The sequence below is a fragment of the Saccharothrix tamanrassetensis genome (assembly GCF_014203665.1).
GTDB classification, from domain to species: domain Bacteria; phylum Actinomycetota; class Actinomycetes; order Mycobacteriales; family Pseudonocardiaceae; genus Actinosynnema; species Actinosynnema tamanrassetense.
Window position 1 is genome coordinate 535,936 of sequence record NZ_JACHJN010000005.1, and the last position, 16,488, is coordinate 552,423.

Here is a 16,488-nt window from a genome sequence, read left to right on the forward strand (position 1 = left end):
AGGAGGCGGAGGTGGTGGCGGTGTTGCGCCTGTTGGGCGAGGTGGCCGCGTACGTCGACGGGCGGGCGCTGGAGCTGGGACCGGCCAAGCAGCGATGCGTGCCGGCGGTGCCGGCGGTCGAAGCCGACCGGGTAGTGCCGGTGGACCGGCTGGTCGAGCGGGTCTGGGGCACCGACGCGTCCCGGCGGACCCGGGCGACGCTGCACAGCTACCTCTCCCGACTGCGCCGGGTCCTGGCGGAGGTGGAGGGTGTGGTCGTCGTACGGCGGTCGGGCGGCTACGTCCTGACCACCGACCCGACGCACCCGAGGGTCGACCTCCACCACTTCCGCGCGCTGTGTGCCGAGGCCCGCGAGGAGGACGGGGACCTGCGGGCGGCACGGTTGCTGGCCGAGGCGCTGGGACTGTGGCGGGGGCAGGCGTTGACCGGCGTGACCGGCGGGTGGGCCGAGGCCGAACGCGACCTGCTGGAACGGGAACGGCTGGCCGCGCAGCACGACTTGGCCGACACCCGGCTGCGCCTGGGTCAAGGCGCGCGGCTGGTGATCGAACTGGCGGACCGCACGGCACACCACCCGCTGGACGAACGGGTCGCCGGCCAGTACCTGCCGGCCCTGTGCCAGGCGGGGCGTGCCGCCGACGCGCTGGAGCACTATCGGGAGCTGCGGGAGCGGCTGGTGGAGCAGCTCGGCGCCGAACCCGGTCCGGCGCTGCGGGACCTGCACCGGCGGATTCTGGCCGCTGATCCGTCCTTGACCGGTCCCGCCGCGGTCGCGCCGGTCGCGCCGTTGGCCGTGCCCCGGCAACTGCCCGCCCCACCCACTGCGTTCGTCGGTCGGCGGGAGGAGGTGGACCGGCTCGACGCGGCCCTGCGCGACACGGCGACGAGCACGATGGCCGTCGCCGCGATCGCCGGGGCGGGCGGGATCGGCAAGACCTGGCTCGCCCTGGCGTGGGCCCACCGGAACCGGCACCGCTTCCCGGGCGGGCAACTGTTCGTGGACCTACGTGGTTTCAGCCCCACCGAACAGCCCGTCACACCCGAGACCGCCCTGTTCGGGTTCCTCACCGCGCTCGGTGTCGCTCCCGATCACATCCCGCCCGGCCTGGAAGCCAGGACAGCGCTCTACCGCAGTCTGGTCGCCGACCAGCGGATGCTCGTGGTGCTCGACAACGCCGCGACTCCCGACCAGGTCGAACCCCTGCTGCCGGGCGGGCACGGCTGCACCGCCCTGATCACCAGCCGCCGCACGCTCCACCGGCTGATCACCCGCTGCGGCGTTCGGCACCTCGGCCTGGGCACGCTCGCCGACACCGAGGCCCGCACCCTGCTGGAGCAGCGCCTCGGGCCCGATCGCCTGCTCGGCGAACCCGATGCGGTCGTCGGCCTGCTCGCCTTCTGCCAGGGCTTCCCGCTGGCCCTGGGTGTCCTGTCCACCCGCGCCCACACCGACCCCGACCGGCCCCTCGCCGAGCTGGCCGCCGAGCTGCGCGTCCACGGCATCGACGCGCTGGACGACACCGATCCCGCCGCCGGTCTGCCCGCCGTGCTGTCCTGGTCGCTGCGCGGCCTGACCGCCCTGCAGCGCACGCTGTTCGCACTGCTGGGCATCGCGCCCGGACCCGACATCGACATGCCCGCCGCCACCCACCTCGCCGGTTTGTCCGAGCGGGAGACGCGAGGCGGGCTGCGCGCACTGGTCGACGCCTCGCTGCTCGACCACCGCCCCGACGGTCGGTACGCGATGCACGACCTCGTCCGCGCCTACGCCGTGACCCAAGCCCACACCACGCTGCCCGAACCGGTGCGGGCAGCGGCGCTGGATCGCGTGCTGTACGTGCACACCGCCCTCACGGCCCACCACCTCGTGGCGCCGCAGGCTCCGGAGATCCGGCCGGAGCCGTCCGCGTCGGATGTGCGCCCGCAACCGCTGCCCGACCACTCGACGGCGATCGCCTGGCTGGAGGCCCACCACGCCCACCTGCTGGCCGCCCAGCACACCGCCGCCACCCGCCGCCGCCACGACACCGTGTGGCACCTCGCCTGGACTCTGACCACGTTGCACTGGTGGCGGGGACACCGCCACGACGAACTGGCCGTGTGGGAAGCCGCGCTGGACGCCGCCACCCACCTGCCCGACCCGGCCCTCCGCATCCGTGCCCACCGTCGGGTCGGTCTCGCCCATTCCCGTCTGGACCGGCTCGACCAGGCCCTCGGACACCTCCACCGCGGACTCGCGCTGGCCGAACACCACCACGACACCGGTCAGCAGGCGGACAACCACATCATCCTGGCGCGAATCCGGGAGCAGCGAGGAGACCACCAGCAGGCCCTCGAACACGCCCGACGCGCCCTGGACCTGCGCCGAACCCTCGACGACCCGATAGCCGAAGCCCACACCCTCAACTCGGTGGGCTGGTACACCGCCCGCCTGGGCGACTACGACACCGCCCGCGACCACTGCCAGGCCGCCCTCAGCCTGTTCCGACGCCACCACGACCGCGCCGGCGAGGCGTACGCCCGAGCCGGCCTGGGCTTCATCGCCCACCACACCGGTCGGCACCACGAGGCCGTCCACCACTACCAGCGGACCCTCGCCCTGCGCGGCGCCGTCGAAGACATCTACGAGATCACCGACCTGCTCGACGAAGCCGGCCACCCGTACGCCGTCCTAGGCCACCACGATCAGGCCCGCGCGACGTGGCAGGAAGCCCTCAGGCTGTACCGGGAGCAAGGCCGCGACACCGATGCCCGACGAGTCCGGCAGCGACTCGACGACCTCGCCGCGGGTGGGAAGACATCGACCACAACCCGGGAGCGGACCCGTTGACCGCGCCACGCGGCCGGGCACCGGCCGGGCTACCTGCCGGTGCCGCGCGGCGTCGTGTCCTCGGTGGACGTCAGCAGGCCCTGACGATGGCCGAGTGGGACCTGGGGCTGAGGTCGAGGATTCGCACGGTCTTGTTGCCGGCGGGCACGTAAACCTGGTAAGTGCCAGGGGCGACCGAGTATCCGAAGTAGCTGCCCGCCGGGGCGGCGCCGGTTCCCGCGATGGTCCGGCCGTTGATGTGGATGGTGGTGGAGACCGCTTTGCCGCAGTTGTTGGAGATGTAGATCTTGCCCTTGGTCGCGGCGGTGGCGGAACCCGCGCCGAGGACCGTGATGAACAGACCTGCGGTGGCCAGACCGGTGAGAACGCGCCGGGTGGTCGTCATGGTGCTCCTTTGGATGTTGTGGGGGTCGGCCGCAAGATATCCGCAGGCGCCTCCGCGCACTGTCGGTCGAACGACCGACACCGCCGTGATCCGGTCGGGTGATGTGGGTCTCGGCGCCCTGCCCGTCCTCGACGACCCCGTCGTCACCGTCGTGCTGTCCAGCCGGCTCCACCGAAGCCGGCCGGTCGACCGGTCGGTGAGCGGGGCAGGGGCTGCGGGCTGAAGTCCGATCGTGCCGCTGCTGCGGCTCGTCACGCCGGTCCTTTTTGGACATCGGGCGGTCGTCAAGGCGTCGAGATCCACCATCCACCGAGTAGTTCGGTGAACGGTCATGACCGGCCCGGCCTGGCGATTGTGGTGTGCGCAGGGTGGTGGTTCTCGTAAGGTGAGGGCCGGAGCCTTGGGGACTCCGCGGGGGCATCTTTCGCGCTATCCCTTGCAAAAGCGCACCCGTACCCGCGGTCTTCGCCAGTGCCGACGTATCACCAGTCGTTGAACACTTGGGGACGACCCGTATGCACAGCACTGTTCTGTCCCGGCGCTCGCTGATCGCGCTCGCCGCGGTCACCGTCGTCTCAAGCCTGCTCGCGCCCGCCGCCTCGGCAGCCGGCACGGAGTGCACTTGGCAGGTCGAGCACCTGCCCGTGCGGGCAGGCATGGACTCTGGGAACCTCCGGATCACCGGCGTGGACGGCCAGGGCAACGTCTCCGGCTTCCACGCCCCTGGCCGGACCGATCACACGCTGGTGCGCTGGACCTCCGCCGGTGTGGAGGTCGTGCCGAGGCCCGATGGTGCCGACAAGTTCGTCACCATCGCCGGGAACGCCTCGGGTGTGGTCATCGGTGTCGTCGACCGGCCTGGCGCGAGCAGCGTCCTGATGACCCACACGCCCGGCGTCGGCTACCGCGAGCTGCCTACCCCGGCCGGGTACGACCACGTCGCTGCGGAGGACATCAACGACCGGGGCGATGTGCTCGGCCGGGCGTAGTTCGTCACCAAGCTCCCGTTGCCCACCGGCGCGTTCTCCGGCCTGGCGGACGCTGTCGGCGCGGGTGGCGTGCTCAGCGGGTTCGCCGGCGGGAAAGCGGTTCGCTGGGCCTGCCGCTAGTCCAGTGCAGGATTCTCACATCCCACACCGCAGAACGGGGGAACGAAAGCCGCCGATCGCCCATCGAAGGCGGTGACTACGAAAACCGCGGAGGCCACATGACGTATCCGCAGCAGCCGTCCGGCGGGCAGGGCCCGTCGGGCGTGCCCCCGCAGCCCGGACCGCATCACGGGTACTACGACCCGTCCGCCCAGTACGGTGGCGGCTTCGGCGCGCCGCCGCCGCGGAAGAAGAACACCGCGGCGAACGTGGTGGCGATCGCGACCGCCGTGCTGATCGTGGTCGGTGTCGGGTTCACCGGATTCGTCGCGCCCGGCTTCTTCCTGGCAGGGAACGGCACCGTCGGAACCAGCACGACCGGCACGCCGCCGTCCACCACGTCCTCCGCGCCGGATTCGAACCCCGAGGAATACCTGCTCGCGCTGGTCGACGCCTTGAACTCCGGGAAAGCCGCCACCCTGAGGGGCATCACCTGCCCGGACACGCAGCCCGCCGTGCACCGGGCCATCAGCGACGTCTCCTCGGTGAGCAAGGCCGAACTGGTGGGCAGTCCGACCACCTCCGCCGACAAGGCCGTGGGGACCGTCGAGATCACCAGTGCCAAGCGGACGCGGGAGTTCGAGGTGACGCTCATCCCGAACGGCCGTGAATGGTGCTGGCAGGACATCGCCGCCGCCGGCGGCGGCGTGGCCACCGCTGAGCCGGTGCCCAAGCCGACCAGGCCGACGAAGGCCCCGACCGACCCCGGCACCCTGACCGCCGGCGGGAAGCCGGTCGACCCCGAGGCGCTGGCCGCCATGCGGACGTTCCTCGACAGCGTCAACGCGGGCGACGCCGCGAAGGCGGCGACCCAGCTCTGCGCCGACGCCATCAAGAAGCCGCGGGACATCGAGGAGCTGGTCGGCCACAAGCCGGAGCTGGAACTCAACCCGACGATGGACGGCCGGTCGTCGGGCCCCAAGTCCGTCATCATGTACCTGCGGGGCACGGCGAAGGGGCAGGTCGTCGACGGGCACTCCGGGAACCTCTGGATGAGCAAGTACGAGGGACCGTGGTGCGTGCACGCGTTCAGCGTCGTCGTCATCTGATGCGGTCACCACGGACGATCACCGTCTGCCCCAGCAGATGAACGGGCCGCGCCCCCAGCGCAGCCACATCCACGTGCACACGCAGGTACTACACGACCAGGCAAGGCGCGATTCGCGTCGGCGCTCGCGGCCGGTGGCCGGCTGGTCAACGACGCGTGGGCGCCCGAGTGGTAGCCGAGGCCCACGCCGAGGGCAACGAGGTCGACGTGGCCATCCAGGTGGCCGCGGCTGACCGCGCGGCTGAGGCGGGCGGAAAGAACAAGACTGTTTCTCACCTGGTCCGGCGGGCACGCTCGGTGGCACTGATCGCCGAGAAGCGGGGGAGCGCAGCAGGTTGACCGGTAGCGAGATCGACATCGAGCAGGAGTACCTGACCGCCCTGTACGCCCGGCTGGACGCCCTGCGCGAAGAGGCGTCCACGGCCGTGCGGCGGGCCGAGTGTGATCGGGACGCGGCGGACGTCTGGCGAGCGGAGGTGGCCCGCCTGGACACCGTGGAGCGAGGGTTGTGCTTCGGTCTGCTGGAGCTGTGCGACGGCCGCCGGCTCCACATCGGCCGGCTCGGCTTGTTCCGGGACGACGAGCCGTTGTTGGTGGACTGGCGTGCCCCCGTGGCCCAGCCCTTCTACACCGCGACCGCGTCCGCTCCGCAAGGTGTCCGGCGGCGACGGCACATCGCCACGCGAGGCCGGACGGTCGTCGCGCTGAACGACGAGGTGCTCGACCCGGACAGCGCCGACGAGGACGGTCTGGTCGGCGAGGCGGCGTTGCTCGCGGCGGTGACCGCCGAGCGGACCGGGCGGATGCGCGACATCGTGACCACCCTGCAAGCCGAGCAGGACCGGGTGATCCGGGACGACCACCGGGGCGTGCTGGTGGTACAGGGCGGCCCCGGCACGGGCAAGACGGCGGTCGCGTTGCACCGGGTCGCCTACCTGCTCTACACGCACCGACACCTCCGCACCCGCGGTGTGCTGGTGGTCGGCCCGAGCCGGATCTTCCTGGACTACATCGGCCAGGTCCTGCCCGGTCTCGGCGAGCACAGCGTGATGACGGCGACCATCGCCGACCTGTGCCCGGACCTCCAGGTCAGCCGGGTCGACCCGCCCGAGACCGCCGAAGCCAAGGGCCGCGCGGACATGGCCGGACGTCTCGCCGACGCGGTGCGCTCGCACGTCCGGATCCCGGAGGAGCCGGTCGACGTCGAGTTCGAGCGGCAGGTGCTGCGGCTCGACCCGGCGGCCTGCCGCCGTGCCGCCCGGAAGGCCAGGCAGAGCGGGTTGCCGCACAACCACGCCCGGATGGTCTTCCAGCGGGAGGTGGTGGACGTGCTGGCGCAGCACCTGGTCGACCGCATGGAAGCCGTCGTGCTCACCGACACCGGTGAGGCGATCGACGGCGGCACCTTGGACGGCCGACTCGGTGCCGCCGACCTGCGAGCACTGGCCGCCGCAGGCGTCGTGATCGGCCAGGACGACGACGGCCCGAGAACCATGCTGGACGAGACCGACAAGGCCGCCCTGCGGGACGCACTGCTCGCCGACACCGACGTCCAGGACGCGCTGAACGCGCTGTGGCCGCCACTGAACCCCCAGCACGTCGTATCGGACCTGTCGGCAACCGATGGCTGGAGCATCGCCGACATCCCACTGCTGGACGAGGCAGCCGCCCTGATCGGCCGCGACGACAGCCTGACCACATTCGGGCACGTCGTCGTGGACGAGGCACAGGAACTGTCCGAAATGGCCTGGCGGATGCTGATGCGCCGATGTCCCACCAGGTCCATGACCCTGGTCGGCGATCTCGCCCAGACCGGCAACCCGGCAGGCGCCACCTCGTGGGACCGCGTGCTGCGACCGCACGTGGGCGACCGCTGGCGATTCGCCCCGCTCACCGTCAACTACCGCACACCGGCGGAGATCATGGCCGCCACCACCGACCTCCTCGCCGCGCACCACCCCGGTATGCGGCCACCACGGTCGGTCCGCGCCACCGGGGAGGAACCGTGGCGCCACCGCACCACCCTCGCCGACCTGCCCCGAGCCGTCGCCGATGCCGCGACCCGTACCGGTGGCCGGCTCGCGATCATCAGCCCCGGCACGCACATCGCCGCCCTGTCCGCCGCACTGTCACTCACCACACCGATGGACCTGACGGACGACGTGGTGCTCCTGACCCCCGCCCAGGCCAAGGGACTGGAGTTCGACGCGGTCCTCATCGCCGACCCGGCATCAATCCTCGACGCACCGCTCGGCCACAACGACCTGTACGTCGCCATGACCAGGGCCACGCACCGGCTGGGCGTCATACACCCTGGCCCACCACCGACCGAACTGTCGGCGATGCGGGAGGTTCCGGCTCACCTTCCCTGATCAAGCGCGGCGGCGATGGTGGTGCTCACCGGGGCGGACCGACGAAGTGGACCTCGGGGAACCGTGGCGATGGGCCGTCCAGCAGCGGTTGAGAGCGGTGTCGCAGGTGCTTGTCGGCGAACGCCGCCACGTAGGTGCGGGTGATCTCGACGACCCGGGCGCCGGGTAGCGGTCCGGTGGGCAGGCCCAGCCATTCGACGACGACCGAGGCGTCGCTGAGCGAGGCGTGCCCCACGTCCGGCACGTGCAGCCAGCGCCGCCAGCCGGTCAGGTGCGGCCACGTCCGGTCCCAGTCCGGGCGCAGTCCCGGGCTCCGGTCTTCCGCGCTCACCAAGAGGAACGGGCGGGGCAGGTCCTGGGTGAGTGCCGGCTGGAACGAGCCGTCCAGGTTGACCCCGGCGTCCACGCGCGAGTCCGCGAGCATCGTCGTCGCGGCGGCGGCTCCGCCTATCGAGTGGCCCGCGGCCATGATCCGGTGTGGGTCGATCAGGTCGCGGTACCGGTCGAGCACCCGGTCGAGCACGAACGAGATGTCCAGGGCCCGACTTGCGATGATCGCGGCACCGCTCGTCCCGCCGGCGCAGACCACGCACACGGCCACGCGCCCGTCGGGGAACGTGACCGCCGCACCCTCGTAGGTGTGGTCGACGCCGACCACGACGTACCCGCGACTGGCCAGGTCCTCGGCCGGCGTCGTCAACGTCCAGCGCGGGAACGCCAAGCCCGGCGACAGCACGACCAGAGGGCGTCGGTGATGAGGTGTGCGCAGCGGCGGCGCCCCGACCCGTGCGTGGGTGCGGATCCTGGTCAGCGCATCCGAAGGCACGTCGGTGATCCCGTACTGGGCCAGCAGGAGCCGGGACTCTTCGGCGGTGGCGTACGGGACGCGGTCGCCGCGCGCCGCAGCGGCCGGATACCACACCGAGACCATCAGCTCCCGCGGTCCGGTCGGCACCCACGGGTCCGTTCGGTCCTCGTCGACCAGGTGCAGCCGAGCCCAGCCGATCGGGTGCCGCCCGGTCGGCGCGGGTAGCACCAACTCGCCCGGTGATGCGCCGATTCGCCTGGGCTGCACCGATTCTCCCGGTGAGGCGCCGGCCGGCGCGACGAGCGCCGCGACCGTCACCACACCGGCGATCACTGCCTGGAACCTGCGTGCCACTGTCGTGCCTCCTTGTCGGGTCAGGCGTCACGGCGGTTGAACCGCGTCCAGGCAACGGCCAGGACGATCCCGACGAACGCCGCGAAGACACCGCCGGACACCCACCGGTCGAAGAACTGGCCGTAGACCACGCCACCGAGGTGGACCAGCTGCTGGCCCGCGGTGAACGGCAGGAACGCGACCACCGGCGCCAGCCAGTCGAGCATCGGGACGAAGGACAGGCTGAAGATCAGCTGCTCGACGACCAGCGGCACCACCAGGATCACGACCAGCGCCGACGGCACACCGCGGAACAGCTGCCCCAAGGCCGCTCCCAGCACCGTCCACAGCAGCACCAGGACGACATGACCGGGTAGCACCTCGTTGAGCGGCCAGTCGGTCAGGCCGGGCAGGTCACCCCAGACCAGGAGCGCCACCACGACGTTGAGGAGCAGGGACACGAGTCCGACGACCAGCGCCGTGGCGGCCAGGACGACGAGCTTGGCGGTGAGCAACGTCGAACGTCGCGGCACGGTCGTCAACGTCGGCTGGATCGTGCCGTACCGGTACTCGTGACCGGTGGCGAAGATCCCGATGACAGCGAGGAAAACGGCGATCAACGGCACCGGCACGTTGGCGCCGCCCCCGGTCAGCACCACGCCGACGACCTCGTGGCCGCGCGGCTCGTCGTGGGTGGCGACGGCGACCGAGAGCGCCATGGCGAGGCCGAGGAGCAAAGCCGAGGCGATGAGCCACCAGGTGGAGGGGAGGGTGCGGATGCGCACCCATTCGAACCGCAGCGCGTCGTTCACGCGACACCCCCGACGTACTCCTCGACCGCCTCGGTCGCGGTGATGAAAGCAGCCTCCAGCGACGCGGTCTCGGCAGTCAGCTCCCGCAGCATCACGTTGTGGCGGAAGGCGATCTCGCCGACCTCGTCAACGTCCACTCCGGACACGCGCAGCTCGCCGCCGAGGAGATCGACGGTGACACCGCCGAGGCCGCGCAGCGCGTCCGCGAGCCGGTCGGCGTGCGGGCTGCGGACCAGGACCGTCGACCGGGTGAACTCGCGGACGAAGCCGTCGACGTCCCCGTTGTAGATCATCGCACCGCGGCCGATGACCACGAGGTCGTCGGCCATCAGCGACATCTCCGACAGCAGGTGGCTGGAGACGAAGATCGTGCGGCCCTCGGCGGCCAGCGACCTGAGCACGTCGCGCAGCCAGTGGATGCCGTGCGGGTCCAGGCCGTTGGCCGGTTCGTCGAGGATGAGCGTCGGCGGGTCGCCCAGCAGGGCTTGGGCCAGCCCGAGTCGCTGCGCCATGCCGAGCGAGAAACCGTCGGGCTTCTTGCGCTTCACCTCGGCCAGGCCGACGAGTTCGAGCACCTCGTCGGCCCGGGACGCCGGGATGCCGCTGCCCGCGGCGAGCATCCGCAGGTGGTCGCGCGCCGACCGGGTCGGGTGGAACGCCTTGGCTTCGAGCACCGCGCCGATCTCCCGCGCGGGGTGCCGGATGGCGCTGAAGCGGCGGCCGTCGAACAGCGTCACGCCACCTCCGTGGTCGAGGTCGAGCATGAGCCGCATGGTGGTGGACTTGCCGGCCCCGTTCGGGCCGAGGAAGCCGGTCACCGTGCCGGGACGGACTTCGAAGGACAGGTCGTCCACGGCGACCTTGTCGCCGTAGTGCTTGTGCAGTGCCTCAGCCGTGATCACGGCGTCGACGCTAGGAAAGCGGACCGGGCCGGGGCATCGGTCTTCCGTCAGGCAGGCACCCTGACTTTCGTCGGGGGCACGACGACCGCGCCGGCTTGTACCGTGGGCCGGTGCGGAACCGGCGAGCAGACCTGATCTGGGCGCCCCTGCTGGTCCTGTCGGCCGGGTTGTCCCTGTCGCAAGTGCTGCTGTTCGACGGCGGCGGCTGGCTGTCGTTGCCGATGGTCGTGCTGGCCTATCCGGTGGGCCGGCGGATGGCGTCTCTCCCGCTCGCCCTCTGGGTGTTCACCGCCGTGGCGTCCGCCGGCCTCGTGCTGGCGTTCTGGCGCACGTCCGACCCGCTCGCGGACTGGCTCTCGGTGGTGTCCGTCGAGTTCGCCTTGTCGGTGCTGCCGTGGTGGGCCGGCCGCTACCGGCGCCTGCGCGCGGAACAGCGCGAGCGTGAGCGGGGCATCGTCGCCGAGCAGGCCCGGCTTCGCGAGCGGGCCCGGATCGCGCGGGACATGCACGATTCGCTCGGGCACGAGCTGGCGCTGATCGCGCTGCACGGCGGCGCGCTGGAGCTCGCGGCCGACCTCGCCGACGAACAGCGCCGGACCGCCGGCGAGCTGCGGGCGTGCGCCGTCCGGGCCACCCACCGGCTGCACGAGATCGTCCAGGTGCTCGGCAGCGCGGACGCGGCGGCCGACCGGCAACCGGCGGACGAGAGCATCGACGACCTGGTCCGGCGGGCCACCGCGGCCGGCCTGCGGGTGCGGCTCCGGCATGACGGCCCGGTCCCCGGGTGGTCGCCGATGGTGAGCCAGGCGGCCCACCGCGTCGTCCAGGAGTCGCTGACCAACGCCGCCAGGCACGCGCCGGGCGCGTCGGTGACGGTCACGCTCGCCCGGCAGGACGACGGCACCCGGGTCGAGGTCGCGAACGACCCGGCGGAGCGACCGGGTGGCGGCGCGGGAAGCGGGCAAGGGCTGATCGGGCTGGACGAGCGGGTCCGGCTGGCCGGCGGCCGGCTGGTCGCCGGCGCACGGCCGGACGGCGGCTGGGCGGTGACTGCGGTGCTGCCCGACGGCGGACTCGCCGGTACGCCGCCGCGGCGGAGCGAGGCCGGCCCGCCCGCCTTCGAACTCGGGGTCAGCAGGCGGCAGACCCGGCGCCGGCTGCTCCAGACCGCCGCACTGCCGCTCGGCGGCGGGCTCGCGCTGCTCGCGGTGCTCCCCGTCATGCAGGCGCTCACCGTCGCCCGGACCGGGCTCGCGGACGAGCGCTACGAGACGCTGCGGCCCGGTCAACCACGCTCGGACGTCGAGTGGCTGCTGCCACCGCACGACATCGGCCGGGCGCCGGAGGTGATCGACATGCCGCCGCTGCCGGCCGGCGCGAGCTGCGTCTACTACCAGGTGGGCGACGACCTGCTGGACGTCGGCTCGGACGTGTACCAGCTCTGCTTCGTCGACGACGTGCTGGTCTCGAAGGACCGGCTGGAGAGGGCGTAGTGATCCAGGTACTGGTGGCCGACGACGAAGCCATGGTCCGCGCCGGCGTCCGGGCGATCTTGGCCACCGACGGCGGCGTCGAGGTCGTCGCCGAGGCCGCCGACGGCCACCAGGCCGTAGAACTGGTGCGGGTGCACCGCCCGCACGTGGCGCTGCTGGACATCCGGATGCCCGGGCTCGACGGCCTCGCCGCGGCGGACGAGATCGCAGTGGTGGCACCGGCGACGCGCGTCATCATGCTCACCACGTTCGGCCAGGACGACTACATCGCACGCGCTCTGGGCGGCGGCGCGGCCGGGTTCCTGCTCAAGGCGTCCGACCCGCGTGAGGTGATCAGCGCCGTGCACGCCGTCGCAGGCGGCGCGGCGTTCCTGTCACCGACCGTCGCCCACCGCGTCATCCGCAGGTACCGCGACGTGGGTGTCTCGGCAACGCAAGCACGGCAGCGGGTGGACACGCTGACCGAACGTGAACGCGACGTCCTGGCACTGCTCGGTGCCGGGCACTCCAACGCCGAGATCGCCCACACGCTCTACATCGTCGAGGGGACGGTGAAGGCCCACGTCAGCTCCATCCTGGACAAGCTCGGCGCACGCAACCGGGTCCAGGCCGCGGTCCTCGCCTACGAGGCAGGGCTGACCTGACCAGCTCTACAAAGGACTGTCGACGCACCGCAGCCCCACACTCCGACTTGCCGGTGCGGCTGCCCGTCCGCCGCAGCCGGCTGCTGCCGGAGCAAGTTCGCGGTCGGTGTCGGCACTTCGTTCAGTCCGGGCGCCGGCACGGCGGGGCCAGGGCGCGCAGGTGCCCGAGCAGTCGCCGAGCGCCGGCCGGGGCACGCAGCACGGAGTCCCGAGGTTCCGTGCCGCACCGGCTTTCCACCAGGACTTCCCCGGCGAACTGCACCCGCAGGCCGGGCAGGGTGAGCACGACCGGCCCGTGCCCGGAGGCGGCCACCAGCGCGCACCACACGGCCAGCCCGTCAGGTTCGCGGTCTTCCGGCAATCGTGCGCAGGTGCTGGGATCGTCTCCGGCGGCGGGCACCAGGGGACCGAACCGGGCGCTGAGCCACCGGGCAGCCGGCGTCAGGGAGCGCTCGTAGTGCCAACCAGCCGGGGTGCGCGGGGACAGTCCTCCGCCGTGCCAGGGCACGACCCGGACGCGGTGCGGCGCCGTGCCGGCCAGTTCCAGCGCGGTGTTCAGGGCACGGGCTCGCCGCCACGCGGCGCCCGGACCGAGCGGGGAGATCCGCTCGGTCCACAGCGCCGTCGGGGTGCCACAGGCTCCGCACACCGCTCAGGCCATCACGTCGCCGCTGTTGGGGCCGAGCGTCTGCCCGGTGTACAGGTTCCCGCCGGGGTCCGAGGCGAGGAGGACGGCCGTGGGCGCGACCTCCTCGGCCAGCCCGAACCTGCCCAGTGGCAGCTCGGCCTCCTTCTCCCGCCGCCACCGCGCGCTCAGCCCGTCGATCAGCGGGGTGCTGATCGGCCCCGGCGCGATCGCGTTCACCAGCACGCCCTTGGCCGAGACCTCCCTGGCCAGTGCCTTGGTGAAGCCGATGACCCCGGCCTTGGCCGCGCAGTAGTGGGTCAGCCCCGCGCCGCCCTTCTGCCCGAGCTGCGAGGCGACGTTGACGACACGGCCGCCACCCGCCGCGAGCATCCGCGGCACCACTGCCCGGCAGACCAGGAACACGCTGGTCAGGTCGACGTCGATCATCCGCTGCCAGGTGTCGAGGCTCATCTCCACCAGCGGCGTCTCGTCGAGTATCCCGGCGCAGTTCACCAGCACGTCGATCCGGCCGTGCGACTCGACCACCGCCTCCACGGTGGCCGTGACCGCCTCCGGGTCGGTCAGGTCGACCACGTGCCGGGTGTGCTCCTCGGCGCCAGGCAGCGCAGCCAGGGTCCGGGCGAGCCCCGGCTCGTCCCGGTCGGCCAGCGCGACCACCGCGCCCTCGCGGGCGTAGGCCACCGCGATCGCCGCGCCGATCCCACTGGCGGCGCCGGTGATCAGGCACCGGCGCCCGGCCAGCGCTCCTGGGGTGTCGTTCATCCCGTCAGTCCTCCTCATGCCTTTTCTTCCGCGGTTGCGAGCGCGCTGTGGTCGGCTTGCCGGCCGCGGCTCGACACAGGGCTGCTCATGCCCCGCTCAGTCCGGGAACCGCACGGTGAGCCCACCGTCCACGACGAGCTGCTGTCCGGTGACGTAGGCGGCATCGTCGGAGGTGAGGAAACGGATCACCCTGGCGACTTCGTCGGCACGGCCGACGCGCCCCGCGGGGATGCCCGCCCCCGCGGCGCGCAGCCCTTCCGGGCCGAGCGAGTTCCGCGCGTCCAGCGACTGCGGCGTCTCGATCAGGCCCGGGATCACCGCGTTCACCCGGATACCGCGCGGAGCCAGCTCCACGCCGAGTGAGCGCACCAACCCGAGCACCCCGGCCTTCGCGGCCGCGTAGTGGGCATGGCCGTCCCAGCCGTAGACGCCACCCGCGATCGAGGACACCGCGACCATCGCCCCGCCGGAGGCCATCCGGGTGCGGGCCGCGCGCAGCAGCCGGAGCACGCCGGTCAGGTCGACGTCGAGCATCGCGTGCCAGTCCTCGTCGGACAGGTCCGCCAGGTCGGCCTGGCGCAGGATGCCCGCGTTGGCCACGGCGATGTCCAGCCGGCCGAACTCGCGCACTGCGGTCTCGGCGAGTTCCTCGACCGCCGCGCGGTCACGCACGTCCGCGGGCACCGCCAGCACCCTGCCGCCCTGCTCCCGGACGGCGCCCACCGCCGCCTCGGGGTCGTGCGGGTCGCCCGGGTGGTAGCCCAGCACGGTGGCGACGCCGGCACGGGCGTATGCCTGCGCGAGTGCCAGCCCGATGCCGCTGACACCGCCGCTGATGACGGCGACCTTCCCCGGCAGCCCGTCGTCGCGCGGCATGGTCTCGCGCGGCATGGTTTCGTCGGTGGACAAGAGCTTTCTCCCTACACGGTGGTTCGGGCGGACGGGGTGGGGCCGGCCGAGGGGTTCCCGGCCGGTGACTCCGTGCCGGACTGGCTGACCCGGCGGGTGCCGGACATCGCGAGCGCCGAGCCGGCCAGGCCGAGCGAACCCGCGCACAGGGCGGCCACCGTCATCGACACCCCGGCACCGACCAGCAGCGAGAGCACGGCGGAGCCGAGGATGGCGCCGATCGGGCCCATGGTGTGCGCGGTGTTCGGTCCGATCCCGCGCAGGTGGGCGGGGAAGGACTCGCCCATGTAGAACAGCAGCGCCGCGTACGGGCCGGTGAGGAAGAACAGTCCCAGCGCGTACATGCCGATGACGAACGGGGCGTCGGCCGGGCCGAGCAACATCGTGGTCATCGCCACGCTGCCGATCGACCAGCCGATGATGATGGTGCGGCGACGGCCGATCCGGTCGCCGAGGTAGCCGTGGAAGAGGTAGCCGCCGAAACCCGCGGCGTTGGCCAGGATCAGCACCAGCAACGCGCTGTCGAAGCTCACCCCCTTGGCCTCCACCAGCACCGTGGTGCCGAGCACGGAGAACACCTGGATCGCCATCCAGTTCAGCAGCCAGGCCGCGGAAAGGCTGATGGTGTGCCGCCGCAGGCCGGGGGCGAACAGCTCGCGCAGGCTGCCGCCGCGCTCGTCCTCGACGCCGGCCGCCGCGGCGACCTCGGCGGCTTCCTCGTCGCGCCCGGCCGCTCGCAGCCGACGCAGGTGCCGCAGGTTGACGAACACCGGGGACTCCGGCAGCCGCCAGGCCAGCAGCACGATCACCAACGCCGGGAAGGTGGCGAACAGGAAGACCCCGCGCCAGCCGATGCCGGGCAACAGCAGTGCGGTGAGCAGTGCTCCGAGCAGCGCGCCGACCGGCCAACCGCTCTGCACGAAGCTGTACATGAAGCCACGCTTGCCGTGGCGGCCGTACACCTCGTTGAGGTAGACGCTGTTGACCACCTCCTCGGAGTAGCCGAGGCCGGAGAACGAGCGCACCAGCACGATCGAGAGCTTGCCGCCGGCCAGCGAGCTGAGTCCGGAGGTCAGCGCGGCCCCGGCGGTGGTGATCATCAGCGCCGGCCTGCGGCCGAAGCGGTCCAGCATCGGGCCGACGGTGAGGGAGACCACGAAGGTCCCGGCGGTCACCCAGGTCGCGACCACGGTGCTCTCCGTGGCGCTCCAGCCGAAGTCGGCCGCGATCTGCGGCAGCAGGGTGCCGAAGAGGGTGTGGTCGAACACGCTGAAGACCCAGGCGAGGAAGCAGACGAGGGATACGCGGCGCACCATGCGCGGGGCGAGCGGAGCGCCGCCCGGCGGGAGGACGGCGCGGGATTTCTCGGACATGGAGGAACTTTCGGAGTGG

14 protein-coding genes are annotated in these 16,488 nt (G+C 72.2%); 6 read left to right on the top strand and 8 right to left on the bottom strand.

Translation table 11 applies throughout. The annotated features are described in order from the left end of the window. Window positions 1-20 precede the first annotated feature (20 nt). Window positions 21-2,831, top strand: coding sequence for an AfsR/SARP family transcriptional regulator (locus FHS29_RS18795; RefSeq protein WP_312864977.1), 2,811 nt, complete (start codon window positions 21-23; stop codon window positions 2,829-2,831). A 70-nt stretch (window positions 2,832-2,901) separates the two neighbouring features. Here FHS29_RS18795 and FHS29_RS18800 read toward each other — a convergent pair whose 3' ends face one another. Beyond that, window positions 2,902-3,216, bottom strand: a complete 315-nt coding sequence (locus tag FHS29_RS18800) for a hypothetical protein (protein WP_184692080.1) — start codon at window positions 3,214-3,216, stop codon at window positions 2,902-2,904. A 515-nt stretch (window positions 3,217-3,731) separates the two neighbouring features. Between FHS29_RS18800 and FHS29_RS18805 the strand changes: the two genes are divergently transcribed. From FHS29_RS18805 to FHS29_RS18815, 3 genes are all read left to right on the top strand, one after another. Beyond that, complete coding sequence (locus FHS29_RS18805) at window positions 3,732-4,205, top strand: hypothetical protein (protein WP_184692082.1); 474 nt, start codon at window positions 3,732-3,734, stop codon at window positions 4,203-4,205. A 218-nt stretch (window positions 4,206-4,423) separates the two neighbouring features. Further along, on the top strand, window positions 4,424-5,413 hold the full coding sequence (locus FHS29_RS18810) for a hypothetical protein (protein WP_184692084.1): 990 nt from the start codon (window positions 4,424-4,426) through the stop codon (window positions 5,411-5,413). A 334-nt stretch (window positions 5,414-5,747) separates the two neighbouring features. Then, window positions 5,748-7,784, top strand: a complete 2,037-nt coding sequence (locus FHS29_RS18815; protein ID WP_184692086.1) for a HelD family protein — start codon at window positions 5,748-5,750, stop codon at window positions 7,782-7,784. 25 nt (window positions 7,785-7,809) lie between these two features. Here the strand turns inward: FHS29_RS18815 and FHS29_RS18820 are convergent, their stop codons facing one another. From FHS29_RS18820 to FHS29_RS18830, 3 genes are read right to left on the bottom strand one after another with little or no spacing between them, the layout of a single operon-like run. Next, on the bottom strand, window positions 7,810-8,946 hold the full coding sequence (locus FHS29_RS18820) for an alpha/beta hydrolase family protein (protein WP_184692088.1): 1,137 nt from the start codon (window positions 8,944-8,946) through the stop codon (window positions 7,810-7,812). Window positions 8,947-8,966: 20 nt separating this feature from the next. Next, complete coding sequence (locus FHS29_RS18825; protein WP_184692090.1) at window positions 8,967-9,737, bottom strand: ABC transporter permease; 771 nt, start codon at window positions 9,735-9,737, stop codon at window positions 8,967-8,969. Further along, a complete protein-coding gene (locus FHS29_RS18830; protein WP_184692092.1) occupies window positions 9,734-10,639 on the bottom strand; it encodes an ATP-binding cassette domain-containing protein in 906 nt (301 codons plus the stop codon). The genes FHS29_RS18825 and FHS29_RS18830 overlap by 4 nt, the downstream gene beginning before the upstream one ends. Window positions 10,640-10,749: 110 nt before the next feature. Here FHS29_RS18830 and FHS29_RS18835 point away from each other — a divergent pair, with 110 nt between their 5' ends. Then, complete coding sequence (locus FHS29_RS18835; protein WP_184692094.1) at window positions 10,750-12,132, top strand: sensor histidine kinase; 1,383 nt, start codon at window positions 10,750-10,752, stop codon at window positions 12,130-12,132. After that, window positions 12,132-12,776 (top strand): response regulator transcription factor, encoded by a 645-nt coding sequence (locus tag FHS29_RS18840; protein ID WP_184692096.1) that lies wholly within the window; start codon window positions 12,132-12,134, stop codon window positions 12,774-12,776. The genes FHS29_RS18835 and FHS29_RS18840 overlap by 1 nt, the downstream gene beginning before the upstream one ends. A gap of 121 nt (window positions 12,777-12,897) precedes the next feature. Here the strand turns inward: FHS29_RS18840 and FHS29_RS18845 are convergent, their stop codons facing one another. From FHS29_RS18845 to FHS29_RS18860, 4 genes are all read right to left on the bottom strand, one after another. After that, window positions 12,898-13,425, bottom strand: coding sequence for a hypothetical protein (locus FHS29_RS18845; RefSeq protein ID WP_184692098.1), 528 nt, complete (start codon window positions 13,423-13,425; stop codon window positions 12,898-12,900). Between the two features lie 3 nt (window positions 13,426-13,428). After that, the gene (locus FHS29_RS18850; protein WP_184692100.1) at window positions 13,429-14,187 is read right to left on the bottom strand and encodes an SDR family NAD(P)-dependent oxidoreductase; all 759 of its coding nucleotides are present in this window, start codon (window positions 14,185-14,187) and stop codon (window positions 13,429-13,431) included. A gap of 96 nt (window positions 14,188-14,283) precedes the next feature. Further along, window positions 14,284-15,096 (bottom strand): SDR family NAD(P)-dependent oxidoreductase, encoded by an 813-nt coding sequence (locus FHS29_RS18855; RefSeq protein ID WP_221456222.1) that lies wholly within the window; start codon window positions 15,094-15,096, stop codon window positions 14,284-14,286. 11 nt (window positions 15,097-15,107) lie between these two features. Continuing rightward, the gene (locus FHS29_RS18860) at window positions 15,108-16,469 is read right to left on the bottom strand and encodes an MFS transporter (RefSeq protein ID WP_184692102.1); all 1,362 of its coding nucleotides are present in this window, start codon (window positions 16,467-16,469) and stop codon (window positions 15,108-15,110) included. Between the last annotated feature and the right edge of the window lie 19 nt (window positions 16,470-16,488).